The sequence below is a fragment of the Xanthomonas protegens genome, from assembly GCF_038442435.1.
Lineage (GTDB): Bacteria > Pseudomonadota > Gammaproteobacteria > Xanthomonadales > Xanthomonadaceae > Xanthomonas_A > Xanthomonas_A sontii.
In genome coordinates this window covers 193751-218249 of record NZ_JAQJCQ010000006.1, presented here as the reverse complement: position 1 = coordinate 218249, position 24499 = coordinate 193751, and the positions used below count along the sequence as shown (strand labels likewise).

The following is a 24499-nucleotide window of genomic DNA, read 5'->3' as shown; positions in this document are numbered from 1 at the left end:
AGCGTCATCATGCGCCGCTGCGTGATGCGTGCGGTGCGCACTACACTCGGCGGGACGGCGGGTGGTCCCCGCACGCCGGCCTTTCTCCTGGAGCGATGATGGAACTGGGTGTGCGTACGATGTGGCGGGTAGGGCAATGAGTCTGTACATCGGTCTGGACGTGGGGACGCAGAGCGTCAAGCTGCTCGCCTACGATGCCGACAGCCGGCAGGTGGTGGCCACCCACGGCCACGTGCTGGAGCTGATCAGCCGCGACGACGGCACCCGCGAGCAGCAGGCGCAGTGGTGGATCGACGGCATCGTCGCCTGCTTCGCCGCGCTGAGCGCCGAACAGCGGGCGCAGGTGCGGGCCATCGCGGTGTCCGGGCAGCAGCACGGCTTCGTGCCGCTGGACGCGCAGGGCCAGGTCACCGCGCCGGTGAAGCTGTGGTGCGACACCAGCACCCAGCGCGAGTGCGAGGAGATCATGGCGGCGGTCGGCGGCGCCCAGCGCTGCGTGGAGCTGGCCGGCAATCCGATCCTGGCCGGCTACACCGCCTCCAAGCTGCCGTGGACGCGCAAGCATCGTCCCGATGCCTACGCGGCGATGGCGACGGTGCTGCTGCCGCACGACTACGTCAATTTCTGGCTCACCGGCGAGCGCTACGCCGAGGTCGGCGACGCCTCCGGCAGCGGTTGGCTGGACGTGCGCACCCGGCAGTGGTCGGCGCCGCTGCTGCAGGCGATCGATCCGCAGCGCGACCTGGCCGCGGCGCTGCCGCCGCTGGTGCCGACCGAGACCAGTTTCGTCCTGTCCGCCGCCGCGGCGCAGACGCTGGGCCTGCCGCGCGAGGTGCGCGTGGCCACCGGCGGCGGCGACAACATGATGGCGGCGATCGGCACCGGCAACGTCGTGCCGGGGCGACTGAGCATGAGCCTGGGCACCTCGGGCACGCTGTTCGCCTATGCCGAGCGCCCGATAGTCGATGCCGAGGCGCGCTGGGCCGCGTTCTGCTCCTCCAGCGGCGGCTGGTTGCCGCTGATCTGCACCATGAACTGCACCGTCGCCACCGAGACCATCGCGCGCCTGTTCGGCATCAAGACCGGGCAGGGCGAGGCCTTGCTCGCCGCCACCGCGCCCGGTGCGGACGGATTGGTGCTGCTGCCGTTCTTCAACGGCGAACGCACCCCGAACCTGCCGGCCGCGCGCGGCTGCCTGACCGGCATGGACCTGCACAACACCACGCCGGCGCATTTCTATCGTGCGGCGATGGAGGGCGCCAGCTACAGCCTGCGCAACGGCTTCGATGCCTTCGTCGATGCCGGGCTGCAGTTCGATGCGATCTCCCTCACCGGCGGCGGCAGCAACAGCGCCGGCTGGCGCCAGCTCATCGCCGATCTGTTCGGCTTGCCGGTGCACGTGCCGGCGCAGGCCGAGGGCGCGGCGTTCGGTGCCGCGCTGCAGGCGCTGTGGGCCGATGGCTGGGCGCAGGGCGACCGCGCCAGCCTGGCCGAGGTGGTGCTGCAGCACCAGCAGGACGACGCGACGCGCTCGGCGCAGCCGGATGCGCAGCGCGGCGCGCAGTACCAGGCGCACTACCAGAGCTTCCAGCGGCATCTGCAGGCCATCGGCCCGCTGTACGCCGCGTGATTCCCTTTCCCCCGCAACGCACCAGGACTTCGTGATGAGCACTTCCGTCTACACCGGCGCCAAGGAATACTTCCCGGGCATCGGTCGCATCCCGTTCGAAGGCAAGGCCTCGGACAATCCGCTGGCGTTCAAGGTCTACGACGCCGGCAAGCGCATCGGGGACAAGACCATGGCCGAGCACCTGCGCTTCGCCGTGGCCTACTGGCACAGCTTCTGCGGCAACGGCGCCGATCCGTTCGGGCCGGGCACGCGGGCCTATCCCTGGGATGCCGGCAGCGATGCGCTGGGGCGCGCCGAGGCCAAGGCCGATGCGGCGTTCGAGTTCTTCACCAAGCTCGGCGTGCCTTACTACTGCTTCCACGACGTGGACCTGGCGCCGGACGCCGAGGACGTCGGCCAGTACGAAAAAAATCTAAAGCACATGGTCGGCATCGCCAGGCAGCGCCAGGCCGACACCGGGGTCAAGCTGCTGTGGGGCACCGCCAACCTGTTCTCGCACCCGCGCTACATGAACGGCGCGGCGACCAACCCGGACTTCGACGTGGTCGCGCGCGCAGCGGTGCAGGTCAAGGCGGCGCTGGAGGCGACCGTGGAACTGGGCGGCGAGAACTACGTGTTCTGGGGCGGCCGCGAAGGTTATGCCTGCCTGCACAACACGCAGATGCGGCGCGAGCAGGAACACCTGGCGCGGTTCCTGACCCTGGCCCGCGACTACGGCCGCAGCATCGGCTTCAAGGGCAATTTCCTGATCGAGCCCAAGCCGATGGAGCCGATGAAGCACCAGTACGACTTCGACAGCGCCACCGTGGTCGGCTTCCTGCGCCAGCATGGGTTGGACAAGGATTTCAAGCTCAACATCGAGGCCAACCACGCCACCCTGTCCGGGCACAGCTTCGAGCACGACCTGCAGGTGGCCAGCGACGCCGGCCTGCTCGGCAGCATCGACGCCAACCGCGGCAATCCGCAGAACGGCTGGGACACCGACCAGTTCCCGGTCGACCTGTACGACACCGTGGGCGCGATGCTGGTGGTGCTGCGGCAGGGCGGGCTGGCCCCGGGCGGGCTCAACTTCGACGCCAAGGTGCGCCGCGAGTCGTCCGATCCGCAGGACCTGTTCATCGCCCACATCGGCGGCATGGACGCGTTCGCGCGCGGCCTCGAAGTCGCCCACGCGCTGCTCACCGCCTCGCCGCTGGAGCAGTGGCGCCGCGAGCGCTACGCCAGCTTCGACAGCGGCGCCGGCGCGGCCTTCGCCGCCGGCAAGAGCACGCTGGCCGACCTCGCCACGCATGCCGCGCAGGCCGGCGAGCCGACCCAGCGCAGCGGCCGCCAGGAAGCCTACGAGAACCTGATCAACCAGTACCTGCTGCGCTGAACCGGTGCGCGGCGGCGGCCCGGTGCCGCCGCCGCGCATGCTGCTTCCCGCGCGCCGGCCGTCTCCCTCTTGCACGCCACCAGGTGAACCCATGTCCAGTGTTCCGATCGATCGCCACGCCGACGCCGGCGAGAACACCCGCCTCATCATCCTGATCAGTTGCGTCGCCACCATCGGCGGCTTCCTGTTCGGCTTCGACAGCGGTGTCATCAACGGTACCGTCGATGGCCTCAAGCAGACCTTCCAGTCCAGTTCCGCCGGCACTGGCTTCGAGGTCGCCTCGATGCTGCTGGGCTGCGCGATCGGTGCGTTCCTGGCCGGTTCGCTGGCCGATCGCTGGGGCCGGCGCACCGTGCTGATCGTCTCGGCGGCGCTGTTCCTGCTGTCGGCGCTGGGCGCCGGTGCGGCGCACAACTCGGCGGTGTTCGTGCTGGCGCGGATGATGGGCGGTTTCGCGGTGGGCGCGGCCAGCGTGATGTCGCCGGCCTACATCGCCGAGGTCGCCTCGGCGCGCTACCGCGGGCGCCTGGCCACGGTGCAGCAGATCGCCATCATCGGCGGGCTGTTCTGCGCCTTCCTCAGCAACTATCTGCTGGCCAAGGCCGCCGGCGCGTCCACCGAGGCGCTGTGGCTGGGCCAGCCGGCCTGGCGCTGGATGTTCTGGATGCAGGCGCTGCCGTCCACCGCGTTCCTGCTGCTGTTGCTGGCGATTCCGGAGAGCCCGCGCTTCCTGGTGGCACGGGGCCGCCGCGAGCAGGCGCTGGCGGTGCTGACCCGGCTGTACGGCGCTGGCACGGCGCAGACCAAGCTGACCGAAATCTCCGCCTCGCTCTCGGCCGACCAGCACACGCCGCGGTTGTCGGACCTGGTCATCAAGGTCACCGGCAAGATCCGCCCGATCGTGTGGATCGGCATCGGCCTGGCCACCTTCCAGCAACTGGTCGGCATCAACGTGGTGTTCTACTACGGCGCGGTGCTGTGGCAGGCGGTGGGTTTCTCCGAGAGCGATGCGTTGTTGATCAACGTGCTGTCCGGTGCGTTGAGCATCGGTGCCTGCCTGATTACCGTGGTGTTGATCGACCGGGTCGGGCGCAAGCCGCTGTTGTGGATCGGCTCGGCCGGCATGGCGGTGTCGCTGGCGCTGGTGACCATCGCCTTCGCCAGTGCCTCGCTGGATGCGGCCGGCAAGCTGGCCTTGTCGCCGGGCATGGGCCGGCTGGCGTTGATCGCCGCCAACGTCTACGTGGTCTTCTTCAACATGTCCTGGGGCCCGGTGATGTGGGTGATGCTGGGCGAGATGTTCCCCAACCAGATCCGCGGCTCCGGCCTGGCGGTGGCCGGTGCGGCGCAGTGGATGTCCAACTTCGCCATCACCGTGACCTTCCCGGTCCTGCTCGGCAGCATCGGCCTGGCCGGTGCCTACGGCATCTACACCGTGGCCGCGTTCCTGTCGGTGTTCTTCGTGCTGCGCTACGTGTACGAGACCAAGGGCAAGGAACTGGAGCAGATGCAGGGGTGATGCCGATACGCACGCGCATGCGGCGCGCGTGCCATCTCTGGATCGGTGTGTCTGCAGCGAGCGGCTGAAGGCATTGCCAGATCGGCGAGGGTGCTGCACTCGCCGTACCCTCACCCCAACCCCTCTCCCGGTGGGAGAGGGGCTTTGCCTTTCCCTTCTCCCGCCGGGGCCATGGCCCGCTTTTCGGGGGAAGGTGCCCCGTAGGAGCGGATGAGGGTACGGGGCAAGCCGTGCGAGCAGGTCCACGCTACCCGGCCGAACACGGTGGCCTGCATCGGCCCGACGAAAAGACTTGGCGCCGCTGACGGCTGAGGTGCGCCATGAGCGCTCCTGTCGATGAGCGCTGATTATGTTACTTTATAACAATTGCAACTTGGCTCCATACCTTTCCTCGCTCCCTTGCCGCTCCCGTCGATCCGATGAACTTGCAGATCCCATCGCCATTGCCCGATGTCGCCGCCGACGAACCTTCGCAGATCGCCGCACCCCTGAACTGGGTGGGCATGGACGGCATCGCGCTGCCGGTCTATCTGGAAATGGGCGAGGGCGCGCCTGCGGCACCCGTGCCGGCGCAGGCCGCGCTCGCCGTCGACCTGCCGTCGGCGCAGGTCAAGGGCATTCATATGTCGCGGCTGTACCGCCTGCTCGACGAGTGCGCGCAGCAGCCGCTGTCGCCGTCGCGGCTGTCGCAGTTGCTGCGGGCGATGGTGCATAGCCACGCCGACTGCGCCTCGACCGCGGCGCGGGTGTCGCTGCGGCTGGAGCTGCTGCGTCGCAGCCCGGCACTGCGCAGCCCGGGGCTGGCCGGATGGCGGGCGTATCCGCTGCGGGTCGACGCCGAGCTGCGTGGCGGCGTGGTCCGGCTCGGACTCGGCGTGGATCTGCTGTATTCCTCGACCTGCCCGTGTTCGGCGGCGCTGGCGCGGCAACTGCTCAGCGAGGCCTTCGTGCAGCAGCACCCGGAACGGGCCTCGCTGTCGCGGGAGTCGGTGGCGGACTGGCTGCTCCGGCACGGCAGTCACGCCACCCCGCATAGCCAGCGCAGCGTGGCCTCGGTCCGGGTCGGTGTGTCGGCGCGCGCGGTGCGCTTCGACGCGGAGGGCGTGATCGCGCTGGCCGAGCAGGCCCTGGCCACGCCGGTGCAGGCGGCGGTGCGGCGTGCCGACGAACAGGCGTTCGCGCGCCGCAATGGCGAGAACCTGATGTACGTGGAAGACGCCGCGCGGCGCCTGCAACAGGCGCTGGGCGCGCGCTACGCCGAGGTGCAGGTCCAGGTGCGGCATCTGGAGAGCCTGCATGCGCACGATGCGGTGGCGGAGACCGCATCGGCGCCGGTGGCCGTCATGGCCGGAGAGGCCGCCCCTGGCTTGGCGCAGGCCTGACCGCGAGCTGCGGGTGGTCGGCACGTGCGCACCGATGCCGACCGGATCGCGCACGTCGCCCGGGCCGCCTCGGCGTTCCGGGTAGGCTTGGATCGGCGCTCCGGCGTCTGCAGCCGTCTGGCCGAGGGCGATCGACGCCCGCGCAACCAGGAATGAGGCGCGTCGGGCCGCAGCCGGCGCCGAAACGCAAAAAACCCCGCCAAGGCGGGGTTTTTGCTGTGTCGCGCTGCAGGCGAGGCGAGGATGGCGCTCCCTAGGGGACTCGAACCCCTGTTTTAGCCTTGAGAGGGCCACGTCCTAACCACTAGACGAAGGGAGCGTTGGTCGCGTCGATTGCAGCGCGCTAGTATATGGGTCTCGCCGCCCTTCGGCAATCCCGCAACCCGATACGGAAGCGCCATCATCAATCCGCCAGTTCCATCGCCATTCACCCTGCGCGCGATCCCGCGCGACCAGCACCCCATTTCGCGCAAGGACATCAGCCCCAACGCCCTGCGCGTACTGTACCGGCTGCGCGAGGCCGGCTTCGGCGCGTACCTGGTCGGCGGCGCGGTCCGCGACCTGCTGGTCCAGGTCCAGCCCAAGGACTTCGACGTCGCCACCGACGCCACCCCCGAGCAGGTCAAGCAGTTGTTCCGCAACTGCCGCCTGATCGGCCGCCGCTTCCGCCTGGCGCACGTGGTCTACGGCCGCGAGATCATCGAGGTCGCCACCTTCCGCGCCAACGTCGACGACGGCAGCGGCGACCGCGAGGTGGACAACGGCCGCCTGGTCCGCGACAACGTCTACGGCAGCATCGAGGACGATGCGGTGCGCCGCGACTTCACCTGCAACGCCTTGTACTACGCCATCGAGGACTTCTCGGTGCGCGACTACACCGGCGGCTTCGAGGACGTGCAGGCGCGGCTGATGAAGCTGATCGGCGACCCCGAGCAGCGCTACCGCGAGGACCCGGTGCGCATGCTGCGCGCGGTGCGCCTGGCGGCCAAGCTCGGCTTCGAGATCGAGGCCGGCACCGCCGAGCCGATCCCGCGCCTGGCCGGGCTGCTGGCCGAGGCCGCGCCGGCGCGGTTGTTCGAGGAAGTGCTCAAGCTGTTCCTGTCTGGCCACGGCGTGGCCAGCTTCGAGGGGCTGGAGCGGCACGGTCTGCTCGCCGCGCTGTTCCCGGAGAGCGCGGCGGCGCTGCGCTCCAACCGCAGCGGCGCGCTGCGGCGGATGCTGATCGAGGGCCTGCGCAACACCGACAACCGTGTCGCCAACGACGAGCCGGTGTCGCCGGCGTTCCTGTTCGCGCTGCTGTTGTGGCCGGCCTACTGCCGCGCGCTGATGACCCTGCAGAAGCAGGGCATGCAGATGGAGGAGGCGCAACGCCGCGCCGCCGACCGGGTGACCCTGCACCAGCTGAGCACCGTGGCGCTGCCGCGGCGCTTCTCGCTGCCGATGCAGGAGATCTGGCTGCTGCAGTCGCGCTTCACCTCGCGCCAGCGCAAGCGGGTGGTGCGCACGCTGTCGCATCCGCGCTTCCGCGCCGCGTTCGATTTCCTGATCGTGCGCCAGTCCGCGTCGGACGAGCATGCGGCCGACATCGCCTACTGGCGTGAACTGCAGCAGCAGCCCGGCTACGCGCCGCCGCCGCGCGGCTTCGATCCGGAGGTGGACTACGCCGGCGACGAGCTGGCGTTCGCGCCGCCGGCCGACAGCGAAGAGACCCCCAAGCGCCGCCGGCGCCGGCGCCGCCGCCCGGACGCCGCCACGCCCGTCGAGTGAGCGCCGCGACACCGGCGCCGGTCCAGGCCTGCATCGGCCTGGGCGGCAACCTTGGCGACGCCGCGGCGACCCTGCGCGCGGCCCTGGCCGCGCTCGACACGCTGCCGCAGACCCGCCTGCTGCGTGCCTCGCAGCTGTACCGCAGCCCGGCCTGGGGCCGCGAGGACCAGCCGGACTTCATCAACGCCGCGGCGCTGGTGAGCACCACGCTGCCGGCGCCGGAGCTGCTGCAGGCGCTGCTGGACCTGGAGCACCGCCACGGCCGCCAGCGCCTGCCCGGCGAGCGTTGGGGCCCGCGCACCCTGGACCTGGACCTGCTGCTGTATGCCGAGGCGGTGATCGATCTGCCGGGGCTGCAGGTGCCGCACCCGTTCCTGCACCAGCGTGCGTTCGTGCTGCTGCCGCTGGCCGAGATCGCCGCGGACGCGGCGATTCCGGGCCATGGAACGGTGCGTGACGCACGCGACCGCATCGAAACCGGCGGGATCGTGCCAATCGGTAGATAATGCTCGGCTCATTACCGCAGCACATGAGCTTATGAGCAGTCACGCCGACAGCAAGCCCTGGACCGTTCCCGCCCTGGCCGAGGCCAAGCGCCGCCAGCAGAAGCTGGTGATGCTGACCGCCTACGACGCCGGCTTCGCGCGAACCTTCGACGCCAATGGCGTGGACCTGATCCTGATCGGCGATTCGCTGGGCATGGTGGTGCAGGGCCACGACTCGACCCTGCCGGTGAGCGTGGACGACATCGTCTACCACACCGCCGCGGTGGCGCGGGTGCTGCAGCGCGCGCTGCTGGTGGCCGACCTGCCGTTCCAGTCCGATGCCACGCCCGAGCGCGCGCTGGACGCGTCGACCAGGCTGCTGCAGGCCGGCGCGGAGATGGTCAAGCTCGAGGGCGCCGGCCACAAGCTGGAGGTGATCCGCTTCCTCAGCGAACGCGACATCCCGGTGTGCTCGCACCTGGGCCTGACCCCGCAATCGGTGCTGACCTTCGGCGGCTACAAGATCCAGGGCCGCGAAGAGGCCGCCGCGGCCAAATTGCTGGCCGACGCCAAGGCGGTCGCCGCGGCCGGGGCCGCGCTGCTGGTGCTGGAATGCGTGCCGTCGCCGCTGGCCGCGCGCATCACCGCCGAGATCGCGATCCCCACCATCGGCATCGGCGCCGGCCCCGAGTGCGACGGCCAGGTGCTGGTGATGCACGACTTCCTCGGCCTGGACAGCGGCCACCGCCGCCCGCGCTTCGTCAAGGATTTCCTGGCCGAAGGCGGCTCCATCGCCGGCGCCGCCCGCGCCTACGCCGACGCGGTCCGCGCCGGCACCTTCCCCGACGCCGAACACGCCTACGCCAAATGATCGAGACCGTCACCGACCTGGCGCGACTGCGCGCCATCGTTTCCGGCTGGAAGCGGCAGGGCCTGCGCGTGGCCTTCGTGCCGACCATGGGCAACCTGCACGCCGGACATTTCTCGCTGGTGATGCTGGCGCGGCAGTACGCCGACCGCGTGGTGTCCAGCGTGTTCGTCAACCCGACCCAGTTCGGCCCGAACGAGGACTTCACCCGCTACCCGCGCACCCCGGAAGCCGACACCAGCGGCCTGGAGGGCGCCGGCTGCGACGTGCTGTGGCTGCCGACGGTGGAAAGCATGTATCCGCTGGGCGTGGAGCTGGCGCTGCGCATGCACACACCGGGCGTCAGCGAGGTGCTGGAAGGCGCCTGCCGGCCTGGCCATTTCGATGGCGTGTGCACCGTGGTGGCGCGCCTGTTCAACCAGGTGCAGCCGGATCTGGCCGCGTTCGGCAAGAAGGATTACCAGCAGCTGGCGGTGATCCGGCAGATGGTGGCCGACCTGGCATTCCCGATCGAGATCCTGGGCGGCGGCATCGTGCGCGAGGCCGATGGCCTGGCGATGAGTTCGCGCAACCAGTACCTGTCGGCCGAAGAGCGGCCGCGTGCCACGCATATCCACCGCACCTTGCTGGCGATGCGCGAGGCCCACCTGGCCGGGCGCCCGCGCGCCGAGGTGGAGGCGGCGGCGACCGCGCAGCTGCAGGCGGCCGGCTTCGAGGTCGACTACAGCGTGCTGCGCACGCCCGACCTGAGCGAGCCGCAGGACGGCACCGGCCCGCGCGTGGCGCTGATCGCCGCGCGCCTGGGCCGCACCCGCCTGATCGACAACCTGGAATTCTGAGGGCGGTCGCCTGATCCCGTCGTAGGAGCGGCTTTAGCCGCGACCGGGCCTGACCGATGAAGGCCCGGTCGCGGCTAAAGCCGCTCCTACGACGCTTACGGCGGGCGCCGCCTGCCACCGCCGTTTCACCCCTCGGCTGCTAAACTGCGCGTCTTTCCTGACCGCAGTCCCGTGCCATGCAACTGAGCCTGTTGAAGACCAAGATCCACCGCGCCACCGTCACCCATTCCGAGCTGAACTACGAAGGCTCGATCGCCATCGACGGGCTGCTGCTGGACGCGACCGGCATCCGCGAGTTCGAGCAGGTGCACATCTGGGACGTGACCAACGGCGCGCGGTTCAGCACCTACGCGATCCGCGCCGACGAGGGCAGCGGCATCATCTCGCTCAACGGCGGCGCCGCGCGCCACGTGCAGGTCGGCGACCTGATCATCATCGCCGCCTTCGCCGGCATGAGCGAAGAGGAAGCCGCGCGTTTCCAGCCGACCCTGGTCTATGTGGACGGCAACAATCAGATCACCCACACCAACCACAGCATCCCAAAGCAGGCCGCATGACACAGTCCACCGGTTTCGACGCACTGCATTCCCACGCCCAGCGCCTGCGCGGGGCGCGCCTTCCCGACCTGCTGGCGGCCGAATCCGGCCGTGCCGAGACGTTGGCGCTGCAGGTCGGACCGCTGTACTTCAATTTCGCGCGGCAGAAGTACGACCGCGCCGCGCTCGACGCGCTGCTCGCGCTGGCCGCCGAACACGACCTGGCCGGCGCCTTCCAGCGCCTGTTCCGCGGCGAGACGGTCAACGTCACCGAAGGCCGCGCCGCACTGCACACCGCGCTGCGCGGCGACCTCACCGACGCACCGGTGGCCAGCCAGGCCCACGCCAGCGCGCGCGAGGTGCAGCAGCGCATGCGTGCGCTGATCGACGCACTGGCGCAGACCGAGGTCACCGACATCGTCAGCGTCGGCATCGGCGGCTCCGATCTGGGCCCGCGCCTGGTCGCCGACGCGCTGCGTCCGGTCACCGGCGCGCGCTTCCGCGTGCACTTCGTCTCCAACGTGGACGGCGCGGCGATGCAGCGCACCCTGGCCACGCTGGATCCGGCGCGCACCGCCGGCGTGCTGATCTCCAAGACCTTCGGCACCCAGGAAACCCTGCTCAACGGCCAGATCCTGCGCGACTGGCTGGGCGGCAGCGAGCGCTTGTACGCGGTCAGCGCCAACCCCGAGCGCGCCGCCAAGGCCTTCGACATCGCCGCCGGCCGCGTGCTGCCGATGTGGGACTGGGTCGGTGGCCGCTATTCGCTGTGGTCGGCGGTGGGCTTCCCGATCGCGCTGGCGATCGGCGCCGATGCCTTCGAGCAATTGCTGGAGGGCGCCGCGCAGTTCGACGACCACGCCCTGAATGCGCCGCTGGAGCGCAACGTGGCCGTGCTGCATGGCCTGACCACGCTGTGGAACCGCAACCTGCTCGGCTACGCGACGCAGGCGGTGATGACCTACGACCAGCGCCTGGCACTGCTGCCGGCCTACCTGCAGCAGCTGGTGATGGAGAGCCTGGGCAAGCGCGTGCGCCTGGACGGCAGCCCGGTCGAGGCCGACACCGTGCCGGTGTGGTGGGGTGGCGCCGGCACCGACGTGCAGCACAGCTTCTTCCAGGCGCTGCACCAGGGCACCAGCATCGTGCCGGCCGATTTCATCGGCTGCATCCGCAGCGACGACCCGTACACGGTCAACCACCAGGCGCTGCTGGCCAACCTGCTGGCGCAGACCGAAGCGCTGGCGAACGGGCAGGGCAGCGACGATCCGGCCCGCGACTACCCGGGCGGCCGCCCGAGCACGCTGATCCTGCTCGACGCGCTGACCCCGCAGGCGCTGGGCGCGCTGATCGCGATGTACGAGCACAGCGTGTACGTGCAGTCGGTGGTCTGGGGCATCAACGCCTTCGACCAGTTCGGCGTCGAACTGGGCAAGCAGCTGGCCAGCCAGTTGCTGCCGGCGCTGCAGGGCCAGTCCACCGAGGTCGCCGACCCGGTGACGCGCGCGGTGTTGGGGCGGTTGCAGGGCTGAGGCGAAGCGAAGCGCACGGGGCCGTTCGCCGCCGTGCGTTCGCGAGGAACGATGCAGCCTGCGGGCGTGCATCGCAATGGCAATCTCCGATCCAGGAAGGAAGCAGGGATGATGAAAGCGAAAAGGATGGGGTGTTGGATGTTGCTGCCGGCGATGCTGAGCCTGGGAGCGTGCCAGCGGCAGGCGCCGGAGCAGAATCCGGCCACGGCGGCGCAACCGCTGCACGTCGTCGAGGTCCGGATCGGCACGATGCGCGACGGAAGGCCTGTGCCGCAGACCAGCGATGCGCCGATCCCGGTCAACGTGGCCCTGCGCGGCGCTGCCCAGGGACAGATCCTGAAAGCGCGCTTGCTGGATCTGCGCAACGGTCGCCAGGTCGGGCTGGTGGAGCGCGCCATGACCCGCTCCGATCAGGTCCAGTCGCTGCGTTTCGACAACGCGGCCGGCTGGCCTCCGGGGCGTTACATGCTGGAGGTGACGCTCGATGGCAAGCTCGCCTCGCAGCAGGACGTCGACGTGATGGACCCGGTGAGCAGCGCGCCGCGTACGGGCTCCTAGCGCGGCGCGGCGCCCGTACTGGACAGCGCTTGCAGGAACAGCACCAGCTTGTGCTTCTCCTCCGCGGTCAGGCTGATCGGTCGATTGCGGGCGAGGTTGCGATAGTAGACCTCGTGTTCCACCGCCGCCGGCAGATCGGCGATGCTGCCGTCGTGCATGTAGGGCGCGGTATCGGCGACCGTCCGTAGCGACGGGGTGCGGAAGGCACCCAGATCCTGCGGCGCCCGCGTCACCGCAAAGCGGCCCAGTTCGGCTACGCGCACGTCGGAGAGGATGGAATCGCCCAGGCTCCGGCCTTCGCGTTTCTGTCGCTCCAGTACGTCGAGCAGGGCGGCGACGTTGCCAGCGACCTGGTTGAAACCGATGCCGGCGTGATGGAAGCGCTGATCGCTCGTGGTCGCAGGCGTGCCGTCCAGCCGGTGGCAATCGATGCAACCGGCCTTGCCGGAAAACAGCGCCAATCCCTCGCGTTCGTCTTCGCTCAGCGATGCTTGCGCGCCATGTGTCGTCCGGTACGTCTCGTAGCGCGTGGGCGGTGCCGGCAACGCGCGGATGTAGGCGGCGAGCGCGGCGGCCACGACCTGGATGTCGCCGCCGTCCTCGCCGGAGGCTGCATGCAACAGTGACGCGTAGCGCGGGTCGCGGGCGAGGTGGGCCAGCACGGCCTGCCGATCGGTCAGGCCCATCTCGCGCGGGTTGGTCAATGGTTGCAGGACCGCCTCTTCCAGTGTCGCTGCGCGTCCGTCCCAGAAAAAGTGGGTCATGAAGCGGCTGTCTAGCAGGCTGGGCGCGTTGCGTGTGCCGTGTTGGCCGCCCGTCCCGGTCGACACCGCGGCACCGTCGGTATAGGCCAACTCGGCGCGATGGCAACTTGCGCAACTGGTCTTGCCATCCGCGCTGAGCCGCGTGTCGTGGAACAGCGCCTGGCCCAGCGTGATGCGCGCCGCCGCTGTGTCGTGCTGGCCACCACCACACCCAGTCAGCACCAGGACGAGGGCGGCCGACCACAGGCGCATGCAGATGACGATGTGATGACGCCAGTTCCTTGGCATGACGCTGTTGACTCCTGTCCCCACTGTCGGATATCTATATCCAGGCTGAATGCACGAAGCAAGGTCAGCATACGGACAGCCGGCCATCGTGGCCAGTCTTCAGGGATGAGAGCATGGAACGTCGCGGCGCAGGGATGGGCTCGGTCGTGGGTTTGCTGAAGCGGGCGGCGCAGGTGCCCGCGTGCGGTTGGCGGCGCATCGTGGGCAGAACGGTGGCGGTCATGTTGCTGACCCTTCTGGCCTGCACGTCTGGCGCCACCTCCTACGTCTACGACGCGCAGGGGCGTCTGGTCGCGGTCAGCAACGATGCCGGTGCCAGTGCCCGCTATCGCTACGACACGATGGGCAATATCGTCGCCGTCGAACGCGTCTCCAGCGGAACCCTGGCGGTGCTGGGCTTCAGTCCGGGGCGCGGTGCGGCGGGCGATCGCGTGCTGATCCAGGGGCAGGGATTTTCCACTGCTGCGTCCTCCAACAGCGTGGCTTTCAATGGGCAGGCGGCCACGGTGGTGGCTGCCAGCGCACGCGAGTTGACCGTGCTCGTGCCTGCCAACGCCAGTACCGGCCCGATCTCCGTCACCGTGGCTGGGCAGAGCGCGAGCAGTGCGCAGCAATTCGTGGTCGATGCCAACCTACGTCAGCCGACCATCACCGGCATATCGCCGTTGATCGCCAGCGCCGGTACGGCGATCACCGTCGACGGACAGAACCTGGTCCCGGTCGCCGGGCAGACCACGGCGAAGCTGGATCGCAAGACCGCGGTGCTGTCGAGCGCCACCGGCACGCGCTTGGTCTTTCCGGTGCCGGGCAGGAGCGGCAGCGGGCCGGTGACCGTGACCACGCCCTACGGCAGCGCCACCAGCAGCCAGGATGTGCTGGTGGTGCCAAGCAGTGTGTCGTCCGTCGGCATCGCCAGCGTCACGCGCCTGACCCTGGACGCCGCCGCCGTCGACGTCGCAGTCGCCAACGCGGGTGGGTCTGCCGCGGTCCTGTTCACCGGCATGGCCGGCGATTACCTCAGCGCTCAGTTTCAGTCGCTGGGGTCCACGACGTTGAACTACCTGGTGTTCGGCACCGATAACGTGGAGATCGCCAGTGGACTGGTGAATGCGAACCAGCCCACCCTGCATCTGCCGCGGTTGAAGGTCGGCGGCACCTATCTGTTGTTGCTCACACCCAGTAGTTCCTCCGCCAGCTGGAAGATGGGAGTGGAGCATGCCGGGAGGCTTGCGCTGGACGGCGCCGAGACCAGTGTTGCCACGTCGATCGCCGCGCAATCGAAGCGCTACACCTTCCTGGCCCAGGCCGGGAGCAGGCTGGGCCTGGCGCTGACCGAGCAGTCGCCGGTCGGCAGCGGGTGGGGAACAGCTTTGGCGCAGGTCTTCGACGCCGACGGCGTCAATCTGGGCTATCAGTACTGCAATCAGGCCAACAACGGTTGCGCACTGAACATTGCCGCGCCCAGGACCGGCGTGTATCAGGTGCTGCTGACGCCCGGTACGAGCGGCGCACGCACAATGCGCCTGAATCTGTTGCTCTCATCGGATCTGGTGCAGGCGTTGCCGAAGGACCAGGATGTGGTCGTGGAGACACAGCGTAGAGGCCAGAATCTGCGTTTGTCGTTCGAGGCCGCGGCGGGCGAGGCGTTCGCGTTGCAAGTCGCCGGCCAGACCACCGCGCCCGCTGGCCGCGATGTTTACTATCGCGTTTACGCGCCTGACGGCACCAGTGTTGCCTCGATGGCGGTGCGCGCCGCAGGTACCACCTACGTGACGGCGAAGACCAGTGGTACCTATCAGGTGCTGGTGGATCCCGGATTCGGAGAAACCGTGCGGTTGCAGACGCGGCTCAGCACCGGAGACGCAAGTGGTGACGGTGGTGGGATCGATGGCGCCACCAGCGCATTCGCAACGCAACTGCCGGGCGACAGCGTGTACTTCACCTTTACCGCGACCGCCGGGCAGAGCCTGGGGCTCGGCATCAGCGAGCTGCAGTCCAACGAAAGCGGCCCGCTCAACGTCACGATCTATGGCCCTTCAGGTACGCCGATGGCCGGTGCCGCCTGCGAGGTGGCCAACGACGGATGTGATGTGAATCTGCCGGAACAGGCGGCGGGACGTTATGGCGTTCTGGTCGCCCCTGCCACGACGACGCAGACGATGCGCTTCAAGGCGACCCTGTCCACCGACCTAGCGCTTTCCTTGACGCGGGATGCGGTCAGCCAGGTCGGCATCGGCCGGCGCGGGCAGAACGCAATGCTGTCGTTCCAGGCGGGTGCCGGCGACGCATTGGCACTGCAGGTGTCGGAGCAGACCACGACGCCGACGAACGGCGTGGTGTACTACCGCGTGTACCGACCCGATGGCACGGCGTTGTCGTCGATGGCGGTGTCTGGCTCGGGCACCCTGACGATGAATACGCCTATCGCCGGGACTTACCGACTGTTCGTGGATCCGCGCTATGGCGCCACCGTGGCCGCCAAGGTGCTGGTGACGACCGGGAGTGCGGGTGGGCTGCAACTTGACGGCAGCAGCGGCGAGTACAGCGCTGCCGCCGGTCAAAGCGTGTTCTTCAGCTTCAGCGCAGCGGCCTCGCAGAACCTGGGATTGGGCATCGGCGATCTGAACCTGAGCAGCGGGACCTACGTCAACGTCAAGATCGCCAATCCCAACGGTTCCACGCTCACGACCGCGACCTGCTATGCCGCCAATGGCTGCGCCTTCAATCTGCTCAACCTCGCCGCGGGCAACTATGGCGTGACCGTGAGTCCGCAATCTGGCTCCCAGAGCATTGCGTTCAAGGCGACCCTATCCACGGAGGTCGCCGGCTTCCTGCAGAAGGATGCATTGAGCTCCGTGGACATCTCGCGCTATGCCCAGAATGCGCGCCTGACGTTCGCTGGGACAGCCGGCGAGAGCCTGGCTTTGCTCGTCGCTGACGCTGCGACCAGGCCGACAGGCCGCGACGTGGTTTATGCGGTGTATCGGCCGAACGGCGCGTTGTGGAAGAACGTGACGGCCAGCGGCAACGTCATTCTGGCCCTGCCCAATCTCCCGGAGACGGGTAGCTATCGGGTGTTCGTCGATCCGGCGGGCGGCGCGTTGTGGTCGGCCCGGTTGAAACTCTCCACGGGACAGGACGGCAATGTCGAACTGGACGGCGCAGGTGGCAGCTACCAGGCGCCCGCAGGGCAGGGCGTGCATTTCTCCATCGACACCCAGGCCGGCCAGAATCTGGGGCTGGGGATCACCGACATCGCGGTGAGTTCGGGCAGTTACTTCAATATCGCCGTCTACAGTCCGAGCGGCACGACCTTGTACAGCAGTAGCTGCTACGCCGAGGACGGATGTTCGTTGCCGCTGAGAAACACCTTGGCGGGACGCTACAGCGTGGTGGCGACACCGACCTCGGCGAGCCAGGCGATCAAGTTCCGCCCCGTGCTGTCGTCCGAGTTGCTGGATCAACTGACTCGCGATCAGCCCTTGCATCTGGCGGCTTCGCGGTATGGACAGATTGCGCGGCTGCGCTTCCAGGCGCAGGCAGGCGAGTCGTTGATGCTGCTGGTCGCGGCGCAGACGACACTACCCGCCGGTCGCGATGTGGTGTATCGCGTGCTACGGCCGGATGGTACTGTCTGGAAGACGGCGACTATCAAGGTTGGCGATGCCATCAATCTGATTAATATCCCGACGTCTGGCGAGTACGCAATCCAGGTCGAGAGCAGGACCGGAAGCCCCATGGAATTGGACATCACCCTTTCCTCCGGAATCTCGCTACCGATCGATGGCCCTCCGTTGCATGTGGTGACCCGCTTGCCGGCGCAATACAAGCACTTCTCCTTCATCGCCAGTCAGGGGCAGAACCTGGGACTGGGCATCAGCGGTATCCAGATCGTGGGCTCAGGGTGGCAGCGCGTCGTTGCGTCCGTCTACAAGGCGGATGGCAGCACGCTGGCGAGCGGATACTGCGACGTGGAGCGCGGCGGCTGCGATTTCGATCTCGTCAACCTCGCTGCAGGCAAGTACGCAGTACTGATTACTCAAGAGGAGGAGCAGGCAGCAACGTATGACGTGACGCTTTCCAACGATCTCGCCTTGAACCTCCAGCGCGACACGCCGCTGGCCGTCTCCGTCGCCAGACGCGGGCAGAACGCCCGGTTGAGCTTCCAAGGGCAGGCGGGCGACAAACTCGCCGTGCTGGTGCAGAACCAGGCGACCGCGCCCGCGGATGGCACCAGCTACTACAGCGTCTACCAGCCAAACGGCACCCTGCTCACGTCCGGATCGACGCGTACTGGTACCGGGATCGGCCTGGGCAGCCTGCCGACGACCGGCCAATACAGCGTTGTGGTCGATCCGCAGTATGGGCAGACGATCGACACCACCGTCGCCTTGTCCACCGGCACGTCGGTGGCTGTGGACAGCAGTCGCACGTTCGCTGCGGGTCCGCCCGGCGCGGGCATTTTCTTCTGGTTCGATGCGCAGGCCGGGCAGAAGCTCGATCTCGGGTTCGATCAGATCGCACTAGCCGGCAGCGGCTTTGGCTGGGTCTACGTGACGCTCTATCGGCCCGACGGTAGCAAGATCGTCTCCAACAACAATTGCTTCCGTACCTACGGCTGCGGATTCTCCATCGACGCCGCGCAAGCCGGACGCTATGGCGTCGTGGTGGTCCCTTCGTCGGAAGACCAGAGCTTCTCCCTGACCGCCTCGGTGTCCAGCACCGTCGTAGGCACCTTGGCGTGGGATGTCCCGCAGTCGATCGCGCTGGACAGGCACGGCAAGACCGCCACGCTCTCCTTCAGCGGCACGGCAGGGCAGGGCGTGCTGCTGCGGGTGGTCAACCAGACGACCGCGCCGGTCAGCCGGCCGGTGACCTACGCGCTGTACCGGCCGGACGGGCAGTTCTACAGATCGTTCAGCGCAAGCACCGGCAGCAGCGACCTGAGTTTCCCGGCGCTGCCGACGAGCGGCACCTATCGATTGCGGATCGTGCCTGAGGACGGTGTCACCGCGGCGATGGACATCACGTTGGACAGTACACCCTAGAACACCGACGCGGTTCCGTCGAACGGACGCAGAACGGAAGCAGGCATGGAGCGGAGCGAGCATATGACGTGGTTCAACAGCGCATGGAAAAGCGTGATCCTGGGTGGGCTGCTGGGCGCGCTGGCGTCGACGGCCGCCTCCCAACAGCTGGTCTGGTCCACGGCGGCCATGCCGGCCGTCGGCATTGGCGCTGTTCCTGCAGTGGTCGGGCAGTGGCATGCGACCACATTGGCCGATGGCAGCGAGCTGGCGCTGGCGCCCGACGGGCGCTTTCTGCGCCATCGCGTGCCCGGTCAGCGTGCGCGCGAGATCGCGCTGCCATCGGTACGCATCGATGCCAGTGTTACCTTGCTGCCGAGCCGGCGCGTGCTGGTCTGGGGCGGGCGCGATGCCAAGGGCCGACTGCAGGACGGCGGCGCGTGGTTCGATCCGGCAAGTGCCTCCGTGCAGCCGGCCACGGGGCTGAGCCTGCGTGCGCGCTATGGGCACACCGCCACGGTACTGACCGATGGTCGCCTCCTGCTCGCCGGCGGCACTGGCGATGGCGCCGGTGCGCAGGTGTGGGACGAAGCCAGCGATCGGGCGATCACCCTGCCTGCGGATCTGCCGGGCGGCGGCAACGCAAGCTCGCGCCTGCTTGCCGATGGCCGTGTGGCGTTGCCAGCGTCGCGGAACGCCCAGCGCATCGCCAGCGATGCCGTGTTCGATCCGCTCGCGGGTGCGTTTCTTCCGTATCCGGCCAGCATCGCGGATACGCCAGGCGCGCCACGGCTCGCCGGCAGCGTGCCAGTGCAGGGGGCAGCGGGAGTCGCGCCGACCGCGCGGCTCGCGCTGCGCTTCTCGCGTCCGCTGCACATGCCCACGTTGTCCGCGCGCACCGTCACCCTGGTCGGTCCTGAGGGGCGCGTCGCGGTACGCATCGCGCCTGTGGAGCAGGGGCGTCTGCTGTTCGTGCAGCCGCGTCAGGCGTTGTTCCCGGATTCCCGCTACACCCTGATGGTCGACGGTGCGCGCGGCGCATCGGGCGATGCCGTGCCGCTGATCGCCCTGGATTTCCGCACTGCGGCGTACGACAGCAACGGACAGCCGGTGGTGCACGCAACGGCCGCGCCGGCAGAGGCGGGCGCTGCACCCAGCGTGCAGATGACCGGTGCAGGCACGCCGGCGTCCTGTGCCAATGACGGTGTGCCGTGCCGTGCGCACGGCCTGTTGGTGGACGGCATCTGGTACCCAGGACAGGACAATACCGACAGCCGCTGGCGCATCTATGGCGCCTCGCAACAGCCGGAACATAACGCGCGCATCGCGCGCATCGCCGCGACCTTCCACGTGACGATGGTGCGCGGGCGTGTGGTGCGGGTGGACCAGCAACCCGTGGCCGGGGTCGAGGTCAGCATCGGCAAGGAGCGCGCGCTTACCGACAAGAACGGCTGGTTCACCCTGTTCGATGTGCCGGCGGGGCACCAGGAACTCTACGTCGACGGTAGCACCGCCAACACGGCCGGCGCCGAATACGGTCAATTCGTCGTCGGCGCCGAAGTCGCCGCCGGCCGATTGAACGAACTCGGCTATCTGCTGCATCTGCCACGCATCGCCGCGCGCGATAAGATCAGGATCCCGTCGCCGACCGTCCAGGACATGGTCGTTGGCCATCCGGACATTCCCGGCCTGCAATTGCGCATTCCCAAGGGCACCGTCGTGCTGGACCGCAAGGGCCGCCTGGTGACCGAACTGGCGATCGTGCCGACGCCGGTCAATCGCGCGCCGTTCCCGGTCACCGAAAACCATCCGATGGCGTTCACGGTCGAGCCGGGCGGCGCGCAGATCCGCGGACTCGACCCCGGCGTCAACAACGGCATCCAGGTCTACTACCCCAACTACGACGGCTACGCCGCGGGTACCCAGGCCAATTTCTGGATGTACGACCCGCGCGATGGCTGGCGCGTCTACGGCAAGGGCACCGTTTCGGCCGACGGCAAGCATTTCGTTCCCGAGCCTGGCGTCGCCTTGCACCAGACCATGGGCGGCATGTACAGCGTGCCCAGCAACGACCCGCCCAGCGAGGCCGGGTTGCCGCCGGATGGGCATTGCTGCGGAACCCCGGGTAGCGGCGGCGTCGCCAATGCGGCCGATCCCATCGACCTGAAGACCGGCGAATTCGTTCATTCGGAAACCGACCTGCAGATCGCGGACGTGACGGCGCTCAGCCTGTCGCGCAGCTACCGTCCCCATGACCTGAAGCAGCGCGAGTTCGGCATCGGCACCGCGTCCAACTGGGGCTACTACCTGCACAACCCGGGGGGAACCTACGATTCGCTCGATCTGGTGCTGCCAACTGGTGCCTATATCCGCTTCGATCGGGCCTCCGGTTCCGGCCCGCGCGGTGAGTGGCGCCAAGCCGGTTCGACCACGCAGTATGCGGGTGCCGTGCTGCAATCGGTCTACGATCCGGACCCGCTGCAGCCCTGGGGCCGCGGCTTCCGTATCACCCTGCGCGACGGCAGTCGCATGCAGTTCTCCAGCTACATGGACACCCGCCTGCGCTGGCTGGAGGACCGCTACGGGAATCGCACCACACTGCTCTACGATGCCGGCCTGGTCGCGCGCATCGTGTCGCCGAGTGGGCGCTATATCGGCCTGGAGTACGACTCCCGCAATCGCATCGCAGCCGCCACCGACAACGCCGGCAACCGCTGGACCTATGCCTACGACAGCAATGGCTTGCTCGCCACGGTGGGGTTCCCCGATGGCGGCAGCAAGGCGTATGCCTACCAGACCAGAAGCCAGAACAACGCGCTCGCGCAGCACCGGATGCAGTCCATCACCGACGCGCGCGGCAAGCGCGTCCTGCTCAACGAGTTCGAGATCGTCAATGGCGTGTCCACCGGCAGGGTAATCAAGCAGACCCAGGCCGATGGCGGCGTCTTCGTCATCGACTATGCGCATGTCGATGGCGGCACCACTGGCGTGCTCGTCACCAGTCCGGACGGCAGCAAACGCCGCGTCGTATTCGACGGCAACAGCGCCTACCCGAAGACCGACATCCTGGCCTACGGCACCGACAAGCAACAGACCTACAGCTTCGAGCGCAACGCCTACGGGCAGGTCACTGCCAGTATCGATCCGCTCGGCCGTCGCACCGAGTATCGCTACGACGCGGGCGGGCGACCGCTGCAGGTCACGCTGCTGGCGGGCACCACTCAGGCGCGCGTGTCCAGCCTCAGCTACACCAGCGACGGTGATCTGCAATCGGCGACGGATCCGCTCGGGCGGGTCACGCGCCTGGACTACGGCGCCAACCGCTGCCTGACCGCGGTCACCGACCCTGGCGGCCGCACGGCGCGCTTCGCCTGCGATGGCGCGGGCCTGCCGTTGAGCGCGACCAATGCGATCGGCCAGACGATCGCCTTCCAGTACGCTGGCTACGATCTGGCCGGCATGGTCGATCCCCTGGGGCGCAGCACGCGCTTCCAGTACGACGGCCTGGGGCGGGTGACCGGCAGCCGCGACGACCAGGGCAACGCCACGCGCCAGGAATACGATGCGCTGGGCCGGGTCAGCAAGGCCTACGATGCCGCCGGCAATGTGACCGAGTTCGGCTACGACAAGAACGGCAACGTCCTGGCGATCCTGCTGCCGCACGGCAACGGCATCACCTACACCTACGACGAGCGCAACCGTCCGTTGACCCGTACGGACGCGCTGGGCCAGTCCGAGACCTGGACTTACGACACAATGGACCGTGTCGCCAGCTATACCGACCGCAAGGGCCAGAAAAAGACCTTCACCTACGACGTGCTCGGGCGCCTGTCGGTGGTCACCGAGGCCGACGGGCGCACCCAGACCTTCACCTACGACGCCGGTAACCGCCGTGTCGCGCTGGTCGATTCGGCAGCGGGCACCCTGAGCTGGGAATACGACCTGTTCGACCAGGTCATCAAGGCCATCACCCCGCAAGGCAACATCGTCTACGAATACGATGCGGCGGGCCGCCGCACCAAGATGATCGCGGCCAACCAGGCGGCACTGGAATACCGCTACGACACCGTCGACCGTCTGCGCATCTTGCTGCAGGGAAGCGAGACCGTGACGTTCGATTACGACGCCGCCGATCGCCTCACCGAGACCACGCTGCCCAACGGAGTCAAGACCGGGTACGCCTACAACACCGCTAACCAGACCACTGGCATCGCCTGGCTCAAGCCGGACGGCACGGCCCTGGGCGAGATCGGCTATGGCTACGACCAACTGGGCCGCCTGGTGGCGCAGACCGGCAGCTTCGCCCCGCAGGCGCTGCCGGCGGCCCGCAGCGGCAGCTTCGACGACAACAACCGACAAACCCAGGCCGACGGCCAGACGCTGAGCTACGACGCCAACGGCAACCTGCTTTCCGACGGCGTGCGTACCTACGTCTGGAATGCACGCGACCAGTTGGTCGAAATCAAACAGGGGACGGCGAGCATCGCCAGTTTCGGCTATGACCCGCTGGGCCGGCGAATCAGCAAGACAGAAGGCGGACAGACGATCAGCTATCTGTACGACGGGCTGGATGCGGTGCAGGAAACCCAGGGCGGCACCGTCAACCCGATCCTGACCGGGCTTGGCATCGACGAGCGCTATGCTCGAAACGAAGCCAGCGGACGTGCGTACTTCCTGAGCGATGCGCTTGGCAGCACCCGTGCACTCACCAACGCCAGCGGTGCCTTGATCCAGCGCTACGACTACACGCCTTACGGACAGACCAGCCAGGCCAATACAGGAACCAGTAATCCCTATCAGTACACGGGGCGGGAGCGGGATGCGAGTGGGCTTTATTACTACCGGGCGCGGTACTATCGGCCAGACTTGGGGCGCTTTGTTAGTGAGGACCCCATTGGGTTGGTCGGTGGAGCCAATCCTTATGCCTACGTCCATGGTTCCCCACTGATGTATGGAGATCCTTTAGGTCTTTTTGATTTGCCATCAATTCCCCAGCCGGTAGTAGATGCGGTAGCAGGTTTTGGCGACTCGTTGTCATTTGGGTTGACGAACTACATACGGGATCAATGGGATATTAATGGCGCAGTTGAAAAATGTTCAGGTTATTATTCTGGTGGGCAAGTCGCCGGAACTGTTTACAGTTTAGCTATGCCTCTGAGTCGATTGGGTTACGTGGCAAAAGCCCGTCAGATTCCAAGATTGGGATTGTCTGCAGAGGAAAGCGTAATCGCAAGAAACGCGCTGAAGAATTATTTCAGAGGACCTTTCGCTTACTCATTGAGAAATTGGCATGCCGTCACATATGAAGGCCTGGTGGCGCAAGGAAAGAGTAGCGCCGACATAATTGCTGGCGCAGGAAGAACGAGCATTGGGTGGACATCCGTTTTAGTAGGAGGCGGCTTAATAGGTTCGGCAACGCGCGCAGGAAGAATTGGAGGTAATTGTGGTTGTGGTCAATAAAATACTGGTTCGTCGCTATAGGGTTTACGATCCGCTAGAGCAGGATGTCTTTGTCTATGGCGGTGGGGAGTTAAATTTTTTTTCGTCTGGCAATAAGGATTTGAATGTGGCGGGTTGGCTTGTTGATTGGGAGAAAATATTGCGTGGCCCAAAGTGCATAATATTCTTTGAAGACGATGGATTTAAATTTATCGACGTTGGTGGATTGGTTTTTAAAATTGGGCATGGAGTTGAGGTGCATTGCGTTCGAAATATTTTTATTTCAAAATTTAGTGTTCTTAATAACGGCGTGCCGGCTGCGTCTGTTACATACCTAACTCCTTGGTGGCGACTAATTTTTGATGATGGCAGTCACCCGGATTTGCAATTTCCTTTGGAGTATTTCTCTAAGTTGTGGAATGATAATATTTTCATATTTAATAAGGCTGGTTAGTTCTGGTTTATAACCGTATGTGAGTGTGGGTAAAGA

15 protein-coding genes and 1 tRNA gene are annotated in these 24499 nt (G+C 67.3%); 14 read left to right on the top strand and 2 right to left on the bottom strand.

Annotation, left to right across the window (positions count from 1 at the left end):
* Nucleotides 1-136 precede the first annotated feature (136 nt).
* From xylB to folE2, 4 genes are all read left to right on the top strand, one after another.
* A complete protein-coding gene (gene xylB / locus PIQ37_RS09485; protein ID WP_342073261.1) occupies nt 137-1630 on the top strand; it encodes a xylulokinase in 1494 nt (497 codons plus the stop codon).
* Nucleotides 1631-1664: 34 nt separating this feature from the next.
* Complete coding sequence (xylA, locus tag PIQ37_RS09480) at nt 1665-3005, top strand: xylose isomerase (protein WP_342073260.1); 1341 nt, start codon at nt 1665-1667, stop codon at nt 3003-3005.
* 91 nt (nt 3006-3096) lie between these two features.
* A complete protein-coding gene (locus PIQ37_RS09475; RefSeq protein WP_342073259.1) occupies nt 3097-4524 on the top strand; it encodes a sugar porter family MFS transporter in 1428 nt (475 codons plus the stop codon).
* 431 nt (nt 4525-4955) lie between these two features.
* Nucleotides 4956-5906, top strand: coding sequence for a GTP cyclohydrolase FolE2 (gene folE2 / locus PIQ37_RS09470; protein WP_342073297.1), 951 nt, complete (start codon nt 4956-4958; stop codon nt 5904-5906).
* A gap of 244 nt (nt 5907-6150) precedes the next feature.
* Here folE2 and PIQ37_RS09465 read toward each other — a convergent pair.
* Nucleotides 6151-6225: transfer RNA gene (locus PIQ37_RS09465), tRNA-Glu, on the bottom strand.
* Nucleotides 6226-6254: 29 nt separating this feature from the next.
* Here PIQ37_RS09465 and pcnB point away from each other — a divergent pair.
* The 7 genes from pcnB (at nt 6255) to PIQ37_RS09430 (ending at nt 12491) form a co-directional block, all read left to right on the top strand.
* Entirely contained in the window at nt 6255-7673 is a 1419-nt protein-coding gene (gene pcnB, locus PIQ37_RS09460) for a polynucleotide adenylyltransferase PcnB (RefSeq protein WP_209029322.1), read from the top strand.
* Complete coding sequence (folK, locus tag PIQ37_RS09455; RefSeq protein WP_209029109.1) at nt 7670-8179, top strand: 2-amino-4-hydroxy-6-hydroxymethyldihydropteridine diphosphokinase; 510 nt, start codon at nt 7670-7672, stop codon at nt 8177-8179. The genes pcnB and folK overlap by 4 nt, the downstream gene beginning before the upstream one ends.
* 31 nt (nt 8180-8210) lie before the next feature.
* Nucleotides 8211-9029, top strand: coding sequence for a 3-methyl-2-oxobutanoate hydroxymethyltransferase (panB, locus tag PIQ37_RS09450; RefSeq protein WP_342073258.1), 819 nt, complete (start codon nt 8211-8213; stop codon nt 9027-9029).
* On the top strand, nt 9026-9865 hold the full coding sequence (gene panC, locus PIQ37_RS09445) for a pantoate--beta-alanine ligase (protein ID WP_152181138.1): 840 nt from the start codon (nt 9026-9028) through the stop codon (nt 9863-9865). Before panB ends, panC begins: the two co-directional genes overlap by 4 nt.
* A gap of 176 nt (nt 9866-10041) precedes the next feature.
* The gene (gene panD / locus PIQ37_RS09440; protein ID WP_019802071.1) at nt 10042-10422 is read left to right on the top strand and encodes an aspartate 1-decarboxylase; all 381 of its coding nucleotides are present in this window, start codon (nt 10042-10044) and stop codon (nt 10420-10422) included.
* Entirely contained in the window at nt 10419-11933 is a 1515-nt protein-coding gene (gene pgi, locus PIQ37_RS09435) for a glucose-6-phosphate isomerase (RefSeq protein WP_342073257.1), read from the top strand. The genes panD and pgi overlap by 4 nt, the downstream gene beginning before the upstream one ends.
* A gap of 138 nt (nt 11934-12071) precedes the next feature.
* Entirely contained in the window at nt 12072-12491 is a 420-nt protein-coding gene (locus tag PIQ37_RS09430) for a hypothetical protein (protein WP_342073256.1), read from the top strand.
* Here the strand turns inward: PIQ37_RS09430 and PIQ37_RS09425 are convergent.
* Nucleotides 12488-13543 carry a cytochrome-c peroxidase gene (locus tag PIQ37_RS09425; RefSeq protein ID WP_342073255.1) on the bottom strand — a complete coding sequence of 352 codons (1056 nt, stop codon included), beginning with the start codon at nt 13541-13543 and terminating at the stop codon, nt 12488-12490. The genes PIQ37_RS09430 and PIQ37_RS09425 overlap by 4 nt on opposite strands.
* A 113-nt stretch (nt 13544-13656) precedes the next feature.
* On the opposite strand from PIQ37_RS09425, the gene PIQ37_RS09420 reads away from it, so the two are divergent.
* The 3 genes from PIQ37_RS09420 (at nt 13657) to PIQ37_RS09410 (ending at nt 24463) form a co-directional block, all read left to right on the top strand.
* The gene (locus tag PIQ37_RS09420; RefSeq protein ID WP_342073254.1) at nt 13657-18591 is read left to right on the top strand and encodes an IPT/TIG domain-containing protein; all 4935 of its coding nucleotides are present in this window, start codon (nt 13657-13659) and stop codon (nt 18589-18591) included.
* A gap of 63 nt (nt 18592-18654) precedes the next feature.
* Nucleotides 18655-24030 (top strand): RHS repeat-associated core domain-containing protein, encoded by a 5376-nt coding sequence (locus PIQ37_RS09415; protein ID WP_342073253.1) that lies wholly within the window; start codon nt 18655-18657, stop codon nt 24028-24030.
* Entirely contained in the window at nt 24014-24463 is a 450-nt protein-coding gene (locus PIQ37_RS09410) for a hypothetical protein (RefSeq protein ID WP_342073252.1), read from the top strand. Before PIQ37_RS09415 ends, PIQ37_RS09410 begins: the two co-directional genes overlap by 17 nt.
* Nucleotides 24464-24499 lie beyond the last annotated feature (36 nt).